Source organism: Neiella marina (assembly GCF_002165625.1).
GTDB lineage: Bacteria > Pseudomonadota > Gammaproteobacteria > Enterobacterales > Neiellaceae > Neiella > Neiella marina.
Genome location: NZ_NGNS01000003.1, coordinates 230,148 through 248,866, shown reverse-complemented (window position 1 = coordinate 248,866; position 18,719 = coordinate 230,148). Strand labels below are relative to the sequence as shown.

The following is an 18,719-nucleotide window of genomic DNA, read 5'->3' as shown; positions in this document are numbered from 1 at the left end:
TCGAGTCATTCAGTTGTTAAACCCATTGAATCTAATTGATTTTACCGCCGTATAAGGCCTGAAAGCAGTCAAAGGGACAGTGATAATTGGGTCCATTAGGAGTAACAATGGGTGTAATTAAACCAGTGGTTTTGTCATTAGTGGTCATGATGGCGGCAGTTGCTCAGGCGGCGGAATCAACAGATAAAGTCGAAGTGATCACCGTCCATGGCCATCGCGATGTGGTGCTACAAAATCAAAGTGGCGTTCGCAAGCTCGAGCTAGGTAACGAGGTGTTATCTCTCGTCAAACACCAACACATTCAACAATCACTCAACCGGCTGCCTGGTGTCAACTTGGCTCGTGGCAATGGTCAGGAGTATTTACCAGCGGTCCGCTCTCCAGTGCTAACCGGTGCAGGGGCCTGTGGCAGTATTTTATCTGCAGTCGATGGCATACCGCTGCGAGCCGCTGGCTTCTGTAATATCAATGAACTGTTTGAAGCTCCAACAGAATTTGCCGAGCGCATTGATGTGATGCGCGGCGCTGACTCGGTGTTGTATGGCGCCAATGCCATCAATGGCGTTATTAACGTGATCACGCCGGCCATTGCAGCCGAGCCCGAACAGTCCGTTCGTTTAGAATATGGCGCTTATGACTTTAAACGCGCAGTATATGCGGCTGACGGTGGTGGTGAATACCCGTTGCGGCTCGATGCGGTGGTCACGTCTGACGGCGGTTATCGCCAAAGTTCTGGCTATGATCAACAGAAAATCAACCTCAAGTATCACAGTGATTTTGGTGATTGGGACAATGTTTCGACCCTAAGTGCTAGCAACTTGGATCAAGATACTGCCGGCTATATCACTGGCTATGATGCTTTCAAATCGAAACGTACAAGCAAATCTAACCCCACCCCTGATGCGTTTAGAGACGCCCAGTCAATCCGCTTTGCCAGTCAATTTTCTACGGTCGATCGGCACAATTCAGTTTGGACTCTGACACCTTATTTACGATTTGCCGATATGCGGTTATTACAGCACTTTTTGCCTGGCACCCCAATTGAGAAAAATCGTCACTATAGTGTCGGCATGCAAAGCGCCTACCTAGCGCAACTGAGCAGCGCAGTGGAATGGAGCGCAGGGGTAGATGTCGAGCTGACCCGTGGCACGCTCAAGCAGACTCAAGCCGAGCCCACTCAAGGTTCTGAGTTCCTCCAGCAAACCATACCGGCAGGGAAACAATACGATTATCGAGTCGACGCGATTCAAATCGCTGGCTTCACCAATTGGTCATGGCAAGCATCTGACTATTTGACACTGGCGCTGGGCGCTAGGCTTGAGCGAATGGTGTATGACTATGACAACCGCATGCTTGATGGTCGAGTGAAGGAAGACGGCAGCGAATGTGGCTTTGGCGGCTGTCGCTACAGCCGACCGAGTGATGATCGCAATCGCTTCACTAATTTATCGCCAAAGTTCAGCGCCGTTTACCAATTGAATGGGCAAGTGGAGCTATTTGCCAATATCTCGCACGCTTTTCGACCACCGCAAGCGACAGAACTGTATCGGTTGCAACGCGAGCAGGCCATTGCAGAGTTGGATTCTGAAGAACAAATTTCTGCTCAACTCGGCTATAGCTACCAAGGCCAGCGGTTGGCCGTAGAGCTGGTGACTTATGTGGCCGAAAAGTCCAATGTGATTTATCGTGATTCAGATTTTTTTAATGTCGCAGACGGTAAAACGTTAAGCCACGGAGCCGAATTATTGCTGCACTACCTATTGGCTGACGACTGGGATTTTCGGCTGGCGGCTAATTTGGCCCGCCATCGATATCGTCACCATCGCATCATCAATGGCATTGATTTATACAATAACGATGTCGATTCGGCGCCGCGCCACTTTGGCAATGCACAACTGGGCTATCAATTCAACGAACAAGGCCGTATTGAGCTTGAATACCAATATCAAGGCTCTTACTTCACCGATGCAGAAAACCTTCATCGCTACCATGGTCATGAGTTGGTTAATCTCTACACATCATGGCAATGGCATAATCTAACCTTGTCTTTGAATGTGTTTAACCTACTCGACGAACGCTATGCCGAACGAGCTGATTACACGTCGTTTAGTGGTGATCGCTATTTTCCGGGACAATCTCGGTCGGCCTATATTGCGTTGGCGTGGCAAATATAGTCGCCGAAAACGACACCACCCATGTAGAGGTGAGTTGGTGTTAATCGCGAACTAAGGTGATATCTGTGGTTGGCGTGCAGCAGCACGGCAGGATTTCGCCTTTACGAATGAAGGCGATGGGTTGGTGCTGGTATTCAACCTGACCGTCTAGTGTCATGGTACGACAAGCGCCGCAGTAGCCGCTGCGGCATTCGTAATGAACAGGCACTTTGTGCGCTTCCATCGCTTCGAGCAAGCTATCATGTTGCTGTGAGTCAAATTGAAACGCTTGCTGGCCTTGAATAAAAACCCAAGGCCGTTTGCCATCTGCCTTATCTGTCACAGGCTAAATTCAGATAAGTCGTCAACATCAACCGAGTTGTCGATTTGACCGACCAGATAAGAACTTACTTCAACTTCTTGTGGTGCTACTTGTACTGAATCTGAGGCTAACCAAGTATTGATCCAAGGAATCGGATTCTCGCTCGTTTCGAAGGCTTTTGGTAAGCCAACGGCTTGCATCCGCACATTGGTAATGTACTCAACGTACTGACACAAAATGGTCTCATTGAGGCCGATCATTGAGCCATCTTTGAACAAGTAACGGGCCCAATCCTTTTCTTGTTCAGCGGCAAAGCGGAACAGCTCTGTTGCCTCAGCATGACATTCGATAGCAATCTCAGCCATTTCTGGATCGTCTTCACCAGATGCCATGATGTTGAGCATGTGTTGTGTTGACGTCAGGTGTAGGGCTTCATCGCGAGCAATCAAGCGAATGATTTTGGCATTACCTTCCATTAACTCGCGCTCTGCAAAGGCGAAGCTACAAGCAAAGCTGACATAGAAACGAATGGCTTCCAACACGTTCACCGACATCAAACACATGTAGAGCTTGCGCTTTACTGATCGCAAACTGATGTTAATGGTGTCGCCTGATGGCAACGTGTGCTGACCTTCGCCATATTCCTGATATTGGCGAGTTGCCTCAATCAAATCGTCATAGTAACGGCTGATATCTTCAGCGCGCTTGAGGATTTCGTCGTTCAACACAATGTCATCAAAGATGGTCGCTGGATCTTTGACGATGTTACGGATGATGTGGGTGTAACTGCGGCTGTGAATAGTCTCACTGAAAGCCCAAGTTTCAATCCAAGTTTCCAGCTCAGGAATCGATACCAGCGGCAACAACGCCACATTTGGTGAGCGACCTTGAATGGAATCAAGCAAGGTCTGGTATTTCAGATTGCTGATAAAAATGTGTTGCTCATGAGCGGGCAGCGCCTGATAGTCAATGCGATCTTTACTGACATCCACTTCTTCTGGGCGCCAGAAAAAGCTCAATTGCTTTTCAATGAGCTGCTCGAAGATGGGGTACTTTTGCTGATCATAACGCGACACATTGACCGGGTTGCCAAAAAACATTGGCTCTTTTAACGCGTCATTTTGTTCACGGCTAAACGTGGTGTACTTCATCAAACGGAAACTCTCACAATCAAAAACAAATAAAAAAACGATGGCGACTCATATCGCTGTAGAGCCGCCGTAACATTAGATCTTACAAGCACCACCGGCGCAGCCATCATCTTCAGGCTCTTGCGCATCGGCCGCACCATCACGGGTGTTGTGATAGTACAAGGTCTTGATCCCCAACTTATACGTTGTTAGAAGATCTTTGAGCAATAATTTCATTGGCACTTTGCCATCTGGGAACATCGCTGGGTCGTAATTGGTGTTGGCAGAAATCGTTTGGTCGATAAATTTCTGCATGATACCCACTAATTGCAGGTAACCATCGTTGCCGCCCATTTGCCACAGCAACTCATAGTTGTCCTTGAGTGTTTCGAACTCAGGTACAACTTGCTTGAGGATGCCGTCTTTACTTTGTTTGACGCTAACGTGTGCTCGCGGCGGCTCAATGCCATTGGTTGCATTGGAAATCTGCGAGCTGGTTTCTGATGGCATCAGAGCACTCAGCGTCGAGTTGCGCAGGCCGTGCTCAACGATGCTGGCACGTAAGCCTTCCCAATCCAAATGCAGCGCTTCATCACACACGGCATCCAAATCTTTCTTGTACGTATCAATCGGCAGCTTGCCCTGTGAGTAAGTCGTCTCATTAAACTTCGGACAGGCACCTTGTTCTTTGGCCAATTGGTTCGACGCTTTGAGCAAGTAATATTGGATTGCCTCAAAGGTCTTGTGGGTCAGGCCATTGGCACTGCCATCGGAGTATTTGACGCCATTTTTGGCAAGATAGTAGGCGTAGTTGATCACACCAATACCCAAGGTACGACGACCCATAGTGGCGTTAAATGCGGCTTTGACCGGGTAGTCTTGGTAGTCCAATAAGCTATCAAGTGCCCGCACCGCTAGATCCGCTAAACCGTCCAATTCATCGAGTGATTGAATTGCTCCAAGATTGAATGCACTGAGGGTACATAGCGCAATTTCGCCTTCGTCATCGTCAAAGCTTTTCAGCGGTTTGGTTGGCAGCGCGATTTCCAAGCACAAGTTTGATTGACGAACCGGCGCATATTCTGGGTTGAACGGGCTATGAGTGTTGCAGTGATCGACGTTTTGCAGATAGATACGACCGGTGTTGGCGCGCTCTTGAGCGAACAGAGTGAACAACTCGACGGCCTTAATGGTTTTCTTGCGGATCGACTCGTCAGCTTCATATTTAACATACAGCTGCTCGAATTTTTCCTGATCTTCAAAGAACGCGTCGTACAAGCCGGGTACGTCAGACGGGCTAAACAAGGTGATGTTGCCGCCTTGCAACAAGCGTTGATACATAGTGCGGTTCATTTGCACACCATAATCAAGGTGACGAACCCGGTTTTCTTCAACACCACGGTTGTTCTTCAGCACAAGTAGGTCTTCTACTTCGAGGTGCCACATCGGGTAGAACAGGGTTGCTGCACCACCACGAACACCGCCTTGCGAACAACATTTCACTGCTGTTTGGAAATGCTTAAAGAAGGGAACACAGCCAGTGTGGAATGCTTCACCGCCGCGAATAGGGCTACCAACGGCGCGAATACGGCCAGCATTAATACCGATACCTGCGCGCTGCGAGACATATTTGACAATGGCGCTGGAGGTGGCGTTGATCGAATCAAGGCTGTCGCCACACTCAATCAATACACATGAGCTGAATTGACGGGTTGGGGTGCGAACGCCGGCCATGATTGGCGTTGGCAGCGAAATACGGAATGTTGAAATCGCATCGTAAAAGCGACGCACATAATCCAATCGCGTTGTCTTGGGGTAGTGGGCGAATAGGCAAGCTGCCACTAGAATGTAAAGAAACTGGGGGCTTTCATAGATCTGCTTGCTAACGCGATCCTGCACCAAGTATTTGCCTTCGAGCTGCTTCACGGCAGCGTAGCTAAAGGTCAAATCGCGTTGATGATCGATGAACAGTGACATCTCGTGGAATTCATCTTCACTGTAATCTTCGAGCAAATGGCTGTCGTAGCGACCGGTTTCAACCATGCCCTTAACATGATCAAAAAGCGCTGGTGGCTCATACTGACCGTAGGCTTGTTTGCGCAGATGGAAAATGGCTAGACGTGCCGCAAGGTATTGATAGTCCGGCGCTGATGTTGAAATCAGATCGGCGGCCGCTTTGATCATGGTTTCATGAATGTCGCCGGTTTTGATCCCCTCGTAGAACTGAATTTGAGATTTGAGTTCAACCTGAGATACCGACACTTTGTCGAGTCCTTCTGCAGCCCAGGTAATGACGCGATGAATTTTTTCCAGATCCAGTGGTTCTTGCTCACCATTGCGTTTGGTGACGAGGAGTTGAGTATCCATGTATTTGAGTCGGCCTCTCAGTGATCTTAACGTTTGGCTATTTGTTAAGCACATCTAGTGTTGTTTTGATTTTGAAGCACAACATAATGTGCTTCTGAAACAAATTCAACACCAAAATGTGTATTGCTTTGGGGCCTCAAATTGGTGCGGATGGGGCTTGATTTTGATGAAAGCCTTGGCGCAAAAGGGGTTGCGATGCGCCAGAATAAAAAACGTCAAAAATTGTTTTATGTCATTTTTTTTATCTGCCGCACGGAACAAAAAAATGGTCGGCAAAACTGTATTTATTACTTGACAAAACTGGCGCTATTTTAACCAGTTGAGGATCTCTGTCGGATGCTCGATCATGCCATCGGCCTGCCAGTCTGCAATTTGGTCGGCGCTGTCGATATATCCCCACATGGCCAATAAGGTGGTCATGCTGACCTTATTTCCAGCTTCCATATCGCGCTCGGCATCGCCGATATAGAGGATGTTTTCCGTTGCAGTGGCTATTTTCTCCGCTGCAGTGGTCATCGGTAATGGATGAGGCTTGGCAACACCGCAAGTATCGCCACTGATCACCACTTGGCATTGGCTAAACTGCGGAAAGTGAGGCAGCAGGGCGTCGGTAAGAAATCCGGGCTTGTTGGTGACAATGCCCCATGGAACCTTGCGTTGGTCCAACTCGATGAGCAACGCCTCGATGCCAGGATACAAGGTGGTACCGCTGGCGATATCGTTAGCATAAACATCGAGAAACTGCTGGCGTAACTGGCCAATATCAAATTCATCCAAGCGTTCACCCAAGGCTCGACGCAACAGCCCAATGGCACCATGTGAAGCGAAGTCACATACGTGGTCGTAATCCGCTTGAGGCTCGCCAATGGCGGCCAGTACCTTATTCAGCGCAGCGACTAGATCGGGAGCTGTGTCGAGTAGGGTGCCATCAAGATCAAACAATACTGCGTTGGCCATGGCGTTAGTGCTCCTCTGCTTTTTGTAGCGCGACCATGTAGTTCACTGACACATCGTCGTGTAGTTTGAATTTATCAGTCAGTGGGTTGTAGCGAAATCCAGATATTGCTCGGCTGTTGAGGCCTAGCTGATCGGTCATCGCCAGCAGCTCAGAGGGCTTAATGAATTTGTTGTGCTCATGAGTGCCTTTCGGCAGCCACCCTAGTACTTGTTCTGCGGCAACAATCGCCATCAAGTAGCTGCGTTTGGTGCGATTCAAGGTTGATAGGAACAGCCAGCCGCCGGGTTTCAACATACTGTCGCAAGCACGGAGCACTGATAGTGGGTCGGGGACATGCTCCAACATTTCCATACAAGTAATGACATCGAAAGATGCAGGTTGCTCAACTGCCAGTTGTTCGGCGGTTTGTTGTTGATAGTTAATCGACAGCTGCGACTCTAAGGCATGCAACTTAGCGACTTGAATTGATGCCGCAGCCATATCAATTGCCGTTACTTTGGCACCAGCACGAGCCATACTCTCTGACAGCAAACCACCGCCACAGCCAACATCAAGCAGGGTTTTATCTGCCACGCCTTGGCTATGTATCTCGATAAACTGGCTACGAAGCGGGTTAATCTGATGCAACGGCTTAGACTGGCCCTGAGGGTCCCACCACGTAGCGGCTAAAGCCTCAAATTTGCTGATTTCTTGTTGATCGACGTTGTTCACTGCTGGCTCATTTTCAATTAGCAAGGTCTGGCATTATAACGATCCGTGATGATCTCGGTAGCGCTGTAACGTCTTTTATGTAAGATTGGCCTCTATCAACAATGGAATAACAACACCATGGATACGGTAAATCAGGTTCCAACGAACCGAGTAATGAATATCAAATCGTCAGCTTACGTACTGATAGGGTCGTTGATTGCGTTGGCGATGACTCTTTATTTCTGGCCCACTCCTCATCCAGACTTGCATCAAGTTGCCGATCAAATGGGGTTACAAGGACCAGAGCGCAATCGTTTTGTCACACTGGTTGAGCGTGCCAGGGAGCGGGCCAAGCAACTGCCGCCAATCGATGTCAGTGGCCAGTCATTTAGGAAGCAAGTGAAACAACAATTGCTGTCAGAGCTGAACGAGTTTTTAACCCCACACCAATTACATATCTTCGAGCTTCATTGTGAGCAAAAACGCCGAGAGTTTGCTCAAGTACCGCTTTGATTAATTATTTAACGTTGTTAGTGAGTAGGAAATCTGTCGATGAAGAATTTGTTTAGTGCTCTTGTTGTCGCCATTAGCGTGTTATTGATGATGACGTCAACGGCGTTTGGCTATGATGGCACGCTTGCGGGCTTCAAAACTCACGTCGCTAAATATGCGCCGCATGCGCCGATCCCGGAAGTACTTACTACCACTGAGCTCAACGATGCGACCATTCGCTATGGTATTTGGCGCACGACAAAAGCTAGGCAGGGCCTTGTTGTCTTCGTCAGTGGCCGGACCGAGTTTATTGAGAAAAACCTACCGGCATACACTGAACTGCTGGCCAAAGGGTTCGATGTTTATACCTTTGACTGGCGAGGGCAAGGGCTGTCAGAACGCCAATTGCGTCACTCAGAGCCTGGCCATATTGAGAATTTTGATACCTTCGTTGCCGATCTGGATGCCTTTGTCCATCAGATTGTAAGACCCGAACAACAGTCGGGCATGATACTGCTGATGGGCCATTCGATGGGAGGCAACATTGGCTTGCGCTATTTGCAGAAACACCACAATGTCTTCGACAGAGCCCAGTTTTCCTCGCCTATGATGGGGCTTAGTGCCAACAATTGGCTTACTCGGCAATTTGCCGGCTTTCTCCATTGGGCTGGCTGGGGACAATCTTGTGCGCCGGGTGGGCAACCGGTTTGGAAGAGCTATCTTGACCAAAATGCTTGCGACGCCATTATTAATGACACAATTTCGATGCCTGAAAAACCAGAGCGAGCTTTGCTTTACTCTCACAATTTGAACTATCTGGCGCAGGCAAGTTGCTGGGTTGAACAAAGCTTGGCTCACAATCCCAAGCATCACCTAGGTTTAGGGTGTCCAACGGTTGATTGGGTAAGAGCTGCGTTTGCTACCACCGAATATGTCATGAATCACCTCGATCAAATTAAGATTCCGGTGGTGATCGTCGGCTCTGCGGCTGACAAAATCGTCACTTTTGAAGCACAACAACAGGCTTGCAGTAATATGGGAAATTGCTGTTTGTGGGAGGTAATTGGTAGCGAGGATAAAGCTGCTGCCCATGAGATTATGATCGAAATAGATAACTACACTCGGCAGTACTGGACGGCCTTTGATGCGCTCACGCACTCGTCTGATGCAGGCTGCGCGTGTGCTGAGTTACGTGACAAGTTTAGTCACTTGCAGTGCAGCAAAGAGACGCTGTGATAGCCACAAAAGTTGATAAAAAAGGCCGCTGAGATAAGCGGCCTTGTTGTCTGCGTTGACTGCCAACGATGTTTATTGCTGCGGTGTCTTCGGCAACACCTTATTAAGCACTAAGTAGCCAGCAACTGCGGCAATTAGCGACCCCAGCAAGATTCCCAAACGCTCATCGAAACCATAGTCGCCAGCTCCAGCTTCAAAGGCCAGTGAGCTAATAAACAAGCTCATGGTAAAGCCGATACCACATAGAATCGAGGCTCCAAATATTTGCATCCAGGTCACTCTTTCGGGCAATTTGGCGCCAGCTACGGCGGTCGCAAGCCAACTAAACAGCATGATGCCAATGGGCTTACCCAACACCAAACCGAGCGCAATACCGACAGGCACAGCATGCAGCGTTTGTTCCATGGTTAAGCCAAGTAGTGGCAGGCCAGCATTGGAGAACGCGAAAATAGGCAAAATAATGAAGGCAACCGTGTGGTGTAAGTTGTGCTCCAATTCTTTTGCTGGTGAATAATCTGGATTATTCGGATCGCGCATGGGGATGAAGAAAGCTAACACCACCCCGGCTAGCGTTGCGTGAACACCAGACTTGAGCACTGCCCACCATAAAATAAAGCCAATGGTGAGATAAATGGAAGAGTTCACCACTTTCATTCGGTTGAGACCGAACAAAGCCACCAAAGATACGCCAGCAACCGCAAACGCTGTGGTAGACAGATCGCCACTATAGAACACCGCAATAATTAAAATAGCGCCGATATCATCGAGAATCGCCAGCGATAACAGGAAGATCTTTAACGCCAGTGGAACCCGCCTACCAAGCAGGCTAAGCACGCCTAGCGCGAAAGCAATGTCGGTAGCTGCAGGAATCGCCCAGCCGCCCATGGCGTCGGCATCGCCCCAGTTCATCATGGCGTAAATGCCCGACGGCACAACAATACCGCCAACAGCCGCGAAAGCGGGCATGATGATTTTCGACGTTTCATTGAGCTCTCCTTCCATAAACTCACGTTTGAGTTCAAGCCCAACGTGAAGGAAGAAGATTGCCATCAAGCCATCGTTAATCCACAACAGAAGTGGTTTAGCGATATCCAATTTGCCCACTTGAATGGCGAGGGGCATGGCCAACAGGCTTTCTCGGAAGTCGGCCAACGGCGAGTTGGCAACAATCAGTGCTAGCACCGTGGCAATGACGAGAATGATCCCGCCTGCCGACTCCAGCTTGAGAAAGTTCGTTATGTTTGAATTTTGCATTACTGGTCCTTCAATGTTTCCATTTAATTTTCAGTCTAATAGAGGAAAGCTGAATATTCGATGAATTGTCGCTGAACAAAGACTAGAACAATAATGACAGGACGACGATTAAATCAAGATGAATCGAACGCAAGCAATAAAAAAGCTTCCCGAGGGAAGCTTTTTTATTAGTTATAAACGCGTTGCAGTGCTTAGTGGTGGCCACCAGTCGCTGGCGCGGCATCCAATATGCTGTGGTGAGTGAGCCAACCGGCGTCATACATCCAATCGGTCACAGGCATCAACAAGAACTCAGTGGCCAACAGACTGACAATCACTAACACAATGGTGTAAGGCAGAGCCATCCAAACCATGCGACCGTATGACAAACGAATCAAAGGCGCAATTGCAGAGGTCAGCAGGAACAAGAACGCCGCTTGACCATTAGGAGTGGCCACACTTGGCAAGTTAGTGCCCGTGTTAATTGCAACAGCCAGCAGGTAGAACTGGTCTTGATCAATGACGCCTTCTTTCAAAGCATCAACCATCTCGGTGATGTAGACGGTACCAACAAACACGTTGTCACTGATCATTGATAGCAAGCCGTTGGCAATAAACACCCCGAACAATTGCTCGCGGCCATCAAATGACAGTACATAACTGATCACTGGTGCGAACAAATCTTGCTGAATGATGACTGCCACAACGGCGAAGAATACCGTCAACAAAGCAGTAAATGGCAAGGCTTCTTCAAAGGCATGGCCGAGGCGATGCTCTTCAATAATACCGGTGAACGCCGTCGCCAATACGATAACGGATAAACCAATTAAGCCAACTGCGGCAAGGTGCAGGGCGAGCGCAATGACCAGCCAAACGCCGATTAAAGCTTGCACAACCAGCGCCGCTTTATCTTTTGCGGTGCGCTCATCATCACTCTTCTTGTCATAGTCAGCGAGAATTTTGTGGACAGCAGGAGGCAGTTGAGCGCCGTAACCGAACCAACCCAATTTCTCCAATGCCACACAGGTAATGAGGCCGAAAATCAGCGTCGGTACGGTAATCGCGGCCATGCGCAAATAAAACTCAATGAAATCCCAGTGAGCGGCGGCAGCAATAATCAGGTTTTGTGGCTCACCAACTTGGGTACAAACACCACCCAAAGCAGTACCAACACCGGCGTGCATCATCAGGTTGCGTAAAAACGCACGGAATGCCTCAAGTTCTTCACGATGTTGATGCTTTAATTCGTCGTCGCTAGTGTGGTCGTGATCATGGTGGACTTGTTTGCCCGAGGCGACTTTGTGGTAGATGGCGTAAAAGCCGGTCGCAACGGCAATGACAACAGCAATTACCGTCAAAGCATCTAGGAATGCAGAGAGGAATGCGGCGGCAAAGCAAAATGATACCGATAGCAAGGCTTTAGAACGGACCTTAACCAGCATTTTTGTGAAAATATACAACAATAGTTGCTTCATAAAGTAAATGCCGGCAACCATGAAAATAAGCAACAAGATCACTTCAATGTTGGCTTCAATTTCATGCATCACCACATCTGGCGATGCTAACCCAATGAAAATTGCTTCAATGGTTAGCAAACCACCAGGCTGCAATGGATAGCATTTCAGGGCCATTGCAAGGGTGAAAATAAACTCGACAATTAGCAGCCAACCCGCGACAAATGGGTCGACGCTCGCGACAATGGGGTTAACCACCAAAAACAGCAGAATGGCCTGCTTATACCAGAGCGGTGCATTGCCCAGGAAATTCGCAAAGAAGGCCTTTTGAATGGAACTTGCCATAGTAGAAGTCATCCTGATTTGTAATATATTTGTTAAATTGTGGGGCTGATCCGATTGTATCTTATCCTTACAATAAACCGGTTTAATTTTCGTAATTTTTCAACAGTAATAGCTAAGTTAGATCACGCAATGGTTAATTAGTAACCAAATTAACCACAGTGAAAGAAGTTGTATAACGGCTTGTTGCTGTGTTGGCTGCTCTGGTATGATGAGTCGATTTTATGCTGATAGGGTGGAGTAGGCTTGTCTCATTTAGACCGCAGAGGAAACGTCGATGACCAAAGTGTCATCCAGGCAAAGAACCCCGCAGAGTTCGCCGAAGAGTATATCGTTCGTTCGATATGGAATAATCGTTTCCCGCCGGGAACTATCTTGCCTGCAGAGCGAGAGCTCTCTGAGTTGATTGGTGTGACGCGCACAACCTTGCGTGAAGTGCTGCAACGACTCAAACAGGACGGTTGGATCACTATCCAACATGGCAAGCCGACTCGAGTGAACAACTTCTGGGAAACGTCCGGCCTGAATATCCTGATGACGCTAGCGCGGCTCGACCAAGACGGTATGCCTGATTTGGTGAAACATTTGCTGTCTGCCCGCACCAATATTTCTGCAATCTACATGCGTGCAGCCATTAAGGCCGCTCCCGAAGCAATTGTTGCGGCGTTGGATCAAGCATTGAATACCGAAGATGATGGTACGGCGTTTGCCAATGCTGATTATGAATTGCATCAAACCATGGCGCGCGAATCTGGCAACCCAATCTATGTCTTGATTCTCAACGGCTTCCGCAACTTGTCAATGCGCATCGGTGGCCACCACTTCAGCTATCCAGATAGCAGAGAAGCGGCTCGAGCCTTCTATCGTAACTTGAAAGAAATTACTGAATCGAAACGTCACAACGATGCTGTGGTTGCGGTTCGTGATTATGGTCGTCAGAGTGGTTTGTTGTGGCAAGCCCATCAACAGGAAATTCCATCTGATTTAGTCGAGAAGTAGTTGATATCGAGCGATTGTTTGCGCCGACAAAAAAGCCGTCATTAATGACGGCTTTTTTGATCCAGTTGCGCGTGCAAAGGTTAGAAGGTGTAGCCTGCACTCACCATGTACACAAACGGGTCGATATCAACGCTTACTTTTGACTTCAACTCACCGACTTTAAAGTTGGCATCAGTCGAGATATCAATGTAGCGAATTTGGCCATTCAGGTGCCACTTTTCATTCAACTTGTAATCCAAACCGATTTGCGCTGCCCAGCCGAATGAACTATCCAAATCGAGTGAATTAAAGCCTTGGTCTTTGCGGCTGCCTTTGAACTGCTCATCAAAGAATATGGTGTAGTTTAGACCGGCGCCAACGTAAGGGCGGAATTTAGACTCGGGACCACCGAAGTAGTACTGCAATGACAATGTTGGAGGCAGGTGGCTCACTTCGGCAAGTTTGCCGTCACCGAGACCGAGTGCGGAATTTTGCAGATTAACGTCGTGAGTGAATGGCGTTGCTGCCAACAACTCGATTCCCCAGTTATTGTCGAACATGTAGGCAAAGTTGAGGCCGATTTGAGTATTGCTGTCGACACCCACAGTCATTCCGGTATCACCTAAGCTTTCGACGTGAACATTGCCAGAGCTATCATCTGGAGAAACATGAACGATACCACCGCGAACAATGATGTCGCCGGCTTGGTGCGCCAAAGCCGTTGAAGATAGTCCGAGGGTGGCCAAAGATACCGCTGCAGCAAGAATGGTTGTTTTCATTATGTAGTCCATTTGTTTTTAAAGTGCAGCGAAATTGTCCTTGGCTTGTGACTCGTTAAAACTGATCTGGATCAATTGAAAACGCGACTGATTATCAAAATTGTGACGCTATCCAAGTTGGCTCAATTTTTTAGATATTTGAATTATTATCGAAGGCTAAATCGACGCCGGAGACCGGAAGATTTGCAAGCTTATTTTGTTGTCGCTGCTGACTGATTTTCTGATAATTCAGACGGTAGTATTGCGCTTTCGTATGATCGATCGGCCAGCCGAAAATACCTCGTTGGAACAAGTTACTCAAAATTAGCATAGCTCTTGCCGAGCCTAGTTCTGCTTCTTTTGTGAGTGTTTGTTGAACTGCTGATAGGTTTTGTTGCAAGCCGCCGATACCGCGAAGCTGATACAACGACAGATCGATGCGGGCATTAGCCAATTGTTGGGCCTTTTGGTAATGGCTAACAGCTTGCTGCCAACTACCGCTGTCGGCGAAGTTCTTGGCTTGCTGGTAATGCTGATATGGCTTGTAGTCGTTGATTTGTCGCTCAGCAGCAGAGCAAGTGGAACAACACACCAATAGAATCAGAGCAAATCGTAACATTGTTATACACCTCAACTAACAACTTCATGACAACATTGCTCGAGCAGGTTAATAACATTTGTGTAGCATTGGAAGAAAAATTGTGACCGTTATCATAAAGGTACCGGTTTCAAGGTTCTAGTTGATTGATTTGATAGGGAAAATAATTAATTGGACTTCATTGTTAACCATCATCATTTGGCAAAGTAGGAGCCAAAGTTGGCTCCTACGGGTGTCAATCTAGCGAGCTGATTGCCGCCAACATCGTTTTGACAAGCGGTCATTGCGATTCAGTTGGAGTAGTGAAGAGTGAATATGAGCGGTGCTTTGCTGGGCGTCGGTTAACTGATTTGAAATCGTTTCTAGTGTTTGTTTTATTGACTCCAGTACCGAGTCAAACTGCCGGTCTTTCATGCGCGTCCCCTGAACTTATTGTTATGTGCTTACTCAGCTTAGAACAAGCCCCTTGGCTAAACCGAGATAAAACCAAAATATATTCAAATACAGCGAGTTAATGTAAATAGTTGTGAGCTACCTAAGAGGTCAACCAGGTTGTCACCGAACTGTCATTCTTAATAGTCGACACGCTTTCTCATCGATTTGACTTCGCTACGCTGCGATTTACGTTGTAACCGCTTACGCTGTGATGCTTTGGTTGGTTTTGTCGCTCGGCGCACTTTTGTTGGCTGGCTAGCTTGTAAGATCAGTTCTTTGAGTCGCTCAAGCGCATCTTCTTTATTTTGTTGCTGAGTACGATACTGCTGAGCTTTGATGATGATTTCACCATCCTTGGTGATGCGTTGATCATTGGTCGATAGCAACCGTTCTTTGTAATAGATTGGCAGGGCAGAGTGGTGAATGTTGAATCTTAAGTGCACTGCACTCGACACCTTATTGACGTTCTGACCGCCCGCGCCTTGTGCTCGAATAGCGGTTAGCTCTACTTCCCAGTCAGCTATTGCAACGTTGTTTGAGAGTTGTATCAGAGTTGCCATAATCGACTGGGGTAACTGCGATGGACTCGCAATGGTTGCTATTGGAGCAAAGCATGATAGCACTTTGCTCCAGCTAGGTCATTGATACTACATGTATTTGACTGAGCAGCCATAAGGTTTTGTTAGCGGGCTAGATACGCTTTTACCTGCCGCCAACTCGTCCATGGCTTGAACAACGTAATTGGTTGCCGCTGGGATATCGGCCGGATCGGTCGACTTAATACTGTCGATGGCGCCTGCATATGCCAGCACGCCATCAGGTTTGACAATGTACATGTGCGGCGTCGTTTTGGCGCCGTATTGCTTGCCTACTTTGCCATCAGGATCAAACAGCACCTGAGCTGGTGCCGCTCCTCTTTCTGTGGTGAGCTTATTTGCCGCAGTGGCATCGACATAGCCTTGTTTACCTGGTGCCGATGAGATAACGGATAACCACACAACGTCCTGATCGGCATACTTCTTCTGCAGCCCTTGCATGTTGTCACTGCTGTAATGCTTTTTAACAAAAGGGCAGTCGTGATTAGTCCATTCGAGAATAACGTACTTACCCTGATAGTCGCTTAGCTGAACCTGCTCACCCGCCGCACTGGTCAAGTTAAAGTCGGGGGCCGCCTGGTTTACCTTTGCCGCGGCGTGTGCCGTCAAACTAAGGCAGGTAACAGCAGCAGCAAGCAGTAATTGGGTTCGTTTTAGTAACCTTGACATGTTTTGCGTTCCTTTGGTTGTGGGGTAGTAAAACTTCATCTTTACAACGGGTTAGATGTTGATTGCATGTGTTTCTATGTATTCCACCACGGTGCTAGGTGTGAGTATTTGAGGTAACACTAAAGCCTCTCCTCGTTGATTGTAGAGGACATACAAGGGCACTCCAGCGTGTTGGAACTGGTCGAGGTAATCGCTAATCGCACGATCTCGATGGGTCCAGTCGCCAACCACGTAGTGAATACTGTGTTCATCGAACACAGCAGCGACGGTCTGCTGACTAAAGGTTACTCGTTCATTGACTTTACATGTTAAGCACCAATCTGCTGTCATGTTAACGAAAACGACTTCACCTTGGTTCAGATGTTGTTGGAGCAGCTGCGCCGAGTAGGGTTGAGCGACTGCTGCCAGCCCGCCATCATCGGAAGCCGAACGTTGAGTGAGTGCAACCGTGGTAGCCACAGTTGCAACTATTACTGCGGTCGCAAACTTTGGATAGCCGCGAACTTTTAGCCACCAACAGAAGCTCATAATCAGCAAAATAGCTAACACCACCAATACCCAAGTTGGGTCGTGCTGCTGTAGCAGCCAAAGTAGCCAAAGTGCAGTTAGAAGTAGTGGAAATGCCAACGCTTGTTTAAAGGTGTCCAACCAAGGACCGGGCTTTGGCATTTTGGCGATGAGTTTGGGCTGTAGCGTCAAGATGATAATCGGTAGTGCCAACCCTAAACCCAGAGCCATCAAGATAATGAACATGCTGACCATTGGCAGCGTCAGCGCAACGCCTAATGCAGGGGCCATCAATGGTGTCATGCAGGGGCTTGCAACCACCACAGCTAAACATCCTGACAGTAAAGATGCAGTTCGATCGCCGCGAGATAAACGCTCACTGCCTACTGACATCCAACTGCCAGCCACTTCGAAGGCGCCCAACAAACTGGCCGCCATTAGTACCATCAATAGACTCAATACCGTCAAAAATATCGGGTCTTGAAGTTGAAAGCCCCAGCCTACTGCTGCCCCCGCTTGCTTCATGACAGTTAATATCGCGGCTAACACAGTGAGTGATGCCAGAATACCGAGCGAGTAGAGCAGACCGTGAAGTCGAGCTTGCGATGCGGCTTTACCTGACAGTTTGACCAAACTCAGCGCTTTTAGTGATAGCACTGGAAACACACAGGGCATCAGATTCAACAAGATACCGCCAACAAATGCCATCAGCATCAAAATCACTAACGATTGTTGGGCTTGTTGCTGTGAATCTGCCGAGTTGTCTGAACGGTTGGCCAGCAGCGCCTGCTGCTTTGCGGTGATAGTTAAGCCTTGAATGACGCCTTCACTGTTTGCTGCAGCCAGAACCACTTCAGCGCTTTGCGGCAGCTGATAAAAATAGTCACTCACAGCAATATCAGTTTGCCAAAATTTCGCTCCTTCAACGTCGATTAGTTGTTGCCACTGAGGTTTGTCCGCGGCAGCAATGAGCTGCTCATTGGCAGCAAACAAGTCGACTGACGATGACATTGGCATCGCGTTATTCGTTTCAGGAACGTATTGAAAACGTATCTGTTCGTTATTGTCAGGGTTTAAGTTGAAGCGCAGTTGACTCGATTGCGCCTGCTGGGGGAGCAGCTTTCTAGTCTGTTCGAATAAGGTGGCAAATGCACTAGGGCGAGTCGTATTGGCGACCGGTATTGTTAGTTGGAATTTGCCATCGCCTGGAATGCAACTTTCTTTGCATACCAGCCATGAGGCATCGAGCTCGACAGAGATTGCTGAAGCATTGAGAGTCGTAGGCAGCTCGACTGGTACCATCAATAATGAGTCGTGATAGTAGCCAAAATTAGTGATGTCAGAAATGACAATACGCTCGGGGGTTGGCCAGGCTACATTGCCGGTTGGTAGAGAAATTGCCTCGCTTTCTGGTCCATTAAGAGTATTGATGCTGAAGTCGAACGTGGTTGCAATGCCGCTATCACCGGGGTTTTTCCAGTATGTGTGCCAGTGGCTTTCAGGGCGCATAGCTAGGCCAAGCCATTGCGTCGTGCCCGGCACCCAAGTTTGATTTTCAGCAACGAGTTCCACTTCAATATGTGGATGCTGCTGCGGACCTGACGTTAACGCCTTGGCTGGCGACGCTAGGAGCAGCAAGCTAAAACAGCTGATTAATAGGTTGGCGATTGGCCGAGTTAACATAACAACGAATACCCACAACTTTGTGATCGGAAACAGCAACCCAGTGTTAGATTAGGTCGCTTACAGCCCTTTGCTTTGCTACAACATAGCAACCTATATGGGCAATTACCAAGTTGGA

The 18,719-nt window shown here is 48.2% G+C and carries 16 protein-coding genes; 4 read left to right on the top strand and 12 right to left on the bottom strand.

Annotated elements, in window-relative coordinates; all coding sequences use genetic code 11:
- Window positions 1–107 precede the first annotated feature (107 nt).
- The gene (locus CBE68_RS04550; protein WP_087504871.1) at window positions 108–2,174 is read left to right on the top strand and encodes a TonB-dependent receptor; all 2,067 of its coding nucleotides are present in this window, start codon (window positions 108–110) and stop codon (window positions 2,172–2,174) included.
- Between the two features lie 40 nt (window positions 2,175–2,214).
- Here CBE68_RS04550 and yfaE read toward each other — a convergent pair whose 3' ends face one another.
- From yfaE to ubiG, 5 genes are all read right to left on the bottom strand, one after another.
- On the bottom strand, window positions 2,215–2,496 hold the full coding sequence (gene yfaE / locus CBE68_RS04545) for a class I ribonucleotide reductase maintenance protein YfaE (RefSeq protein WP_269844726.1): 282 nt from the start codon (window positions 2,494–2,496) through the stop codon (window positions 2,215–2,217).
- Window positions 2,493–3,626, bottom strand: a complete 1,134-nt coding sequence (nrdB, locus tag CBE68_RS04540; protein WP_087504870.1) for a class Ia ribonucleoside-diphosphate reductase subunit beta — start codon at window positions 3,624–3,626, stop codon at window positions 2,493–2,495. Before nrdB ends, yfaE begins: the two co-directional genes overlap by 4 nt.
- A gap of 75 nt (window positions 3,627–3,701) precedes the next feature.
- A complete protein-coding gene (nrdA, locus tag CBE68_RS04535) occupies window positions 3,702–5,972 on the bottom strand; it encodes a class 1a ribonucleoside-diphosphate reductase subunit alpha (protein ID WP_087504869.1) in 2,271 nt (756 codons plus the stop codon).
- A gap of 306 nt (window positions 5,973–6,278) precedes the next feature.
- Entirely contained in the window at window positions 6,279–6,929 is a 651-nt protein-coding gene (locus CBE68_RS04530) for an HAD family hydrolase (protein ID WP_087504868.1), read from the bottom strand.
- A gap of 4 nt (window positions 6,930–6,933) precedes the next feature.
- Entirely contained in the window at window positions 6,934–7,641 is a 708-nt protein-coding gene (ubiG, locus tag CBE68_RS04525; RefSeq protein WP_229744630.1) for a bifunctional 2-polyprenyl-6-hydroxyphenol methylase/3-demethylubiquinol 3-O-methyltransferase UbiG, read from the bottom strand.
- Window positions 7,642–7,794: 153 nt separating this feature from the next.
- Here ubiG and CBE68_RS04520 point away from each other — a divergent pair, with 153 nt between their 5' ends.
- Together CBE68_RS04520 and CBE68_RS04515 are read left to right on the top strand one after the other, a co-directional pair.
- Window positions 7,795–8,133, top strand: coding sequence for a hypothetical protein (locus CBE68_RS04520; RefSeq protein WP_143824486.1), 339 nt, complete (start codon window positions 7,795–7,797; stop codon window positions 8,131–8,133).
- 39 nt (window positions 8,134–8,172) lie between these two features.
- Window positions 8,173–9,348 (top strand): alpha/beta fold hydrolase, encoded by a 1,176-nt coding sequence (locus CBE68_RS04515; protein WP_087504865.1) that lies wholly within the window; start codon window positions 8,173–8,175, stop codon window positions 9,346–9,348.
- A gap of 72 nt (window positions 9,349–9,420) precedes the next feature.
- Here CBE68_RS04515 and nhaA read toward each other — a convergent pair whose 3' ends face one another.
- Complete coding sequence (nhaA, locus tag CBE68_RS04510; protein ID WP_087504864.1) at window positions 9,421–10,602, bottom strand: Na+/H+ antiporter NhaA; 1,182 nt, start codon at window positions 10,600–10,602, stop codon at window positions 9,421–9,423.
- A gap of 191 nt (window positions 10,603–10,793) precedes the next feature.
- The gene (gene nhaB / locus CBE68_RS04505) at window positions 10,794–12,380 is read right to left on the bottom strand and encodes a sodium/proton antiporter NhaB (protein ID WP_087504863.1); all 1,587 of its coding nucleotides are present in this window, start codon (window positions 12,378–12,380) and stop codon (window positions 10,794–10,796) included.
- 243 nt (window positions 12,381–12,623) lie between these two features.
- Between nhaB and fadR the strand changes: the two genes are divergently transcribed.
- Window positions 12,624–13,376, top strand: a complete 753-nt coding sequence (gene fadR / locus CBE68_RS04500; RefSeq protein WP_188708066.1) for a fatty acid metabolism transcriptional regulator FadR — start codon at window positions 12,624–12,626, stop codon at window positions 13,374–13,376.
- A gap of 80 nt (window positions 13,377–13,456) precedes the next feature.
- Here fadR and CBE68_RS04495 read toward each other — a convergent pair whose 3' ends face one another.
- The 5 genes from CBE68_RS04495 to CBE68_RS04475 all read right to left on the bottom strand — a co-directional run bounded on the left by CBE68_RS04495 (window position 13,457) and on the right by CBE68_RS04475 (window position 18,601).
- Entirely contained in the window at window positions 13,457–14,134 is a 678-nt protein-coding gene (locus tag CBE68_RS04495; RefSeq protein WP_087504862.1) for an OmpW family outer membrane protein, read from the bottom strand.
- A gap of 130 nt (window positions 14,135–14,264) precedes the next feature.
- A complete protein-coding gene (locus CBE68_RS04490) occupies window positions 14,265–14,732 on the bottom strand; it encodes an SEL1-like repeat protein (RefSeq protein ID WP_087504861.1) in 468 nt (155 codons plus the stop codon).
- A gap of 551 nt (window positions 14,733–15,283) precedes the next feature.
- Window positions 15,284–15,697 carry an alternative ribosome rescue aminoacyl-tRNA hydrolase ArfB gene (gene arfB, locus CBE68_RS04485; protein WP_087504910.1) on the bottom strand — a complete coding sequence of 138 codons (414 nt, stop codon included), beginning with the start codon at window positions 15,695–15,697 and terminating at the stop codon, window positions 15,284–15,286.
- Window positions 15,698–15,793: 96 nt separating this feature from the next.
- On the bottom strand, window positions 15,794–16,411 hold the full coding sequence (locus CBE68_RS04480) for a thioredoxin family protein (protein WP_087504909.1): 618 nt from the start codon (window positions 16,409–16,411) through the stop codon (window positions 15,794–15,796).
- A gap of 51 nt (window positions 16,412–16,462) precedes the next feature.
- Window positions 16,463–18,601 (bottom strand): protein-disulfide reductase DsbD family protein, encoded by a 2,139-nt coding sequence (locus tag CBE68_RS04475; RefSeq protein ID WP_087504860.1) that lies wholly within the window; start codon window positions 18,599–18,601, stop codon window positions 16,463–16,465.
- Between the last annotated feature and the right edge of the window lie 118 nt (window positions 18,602–18,719).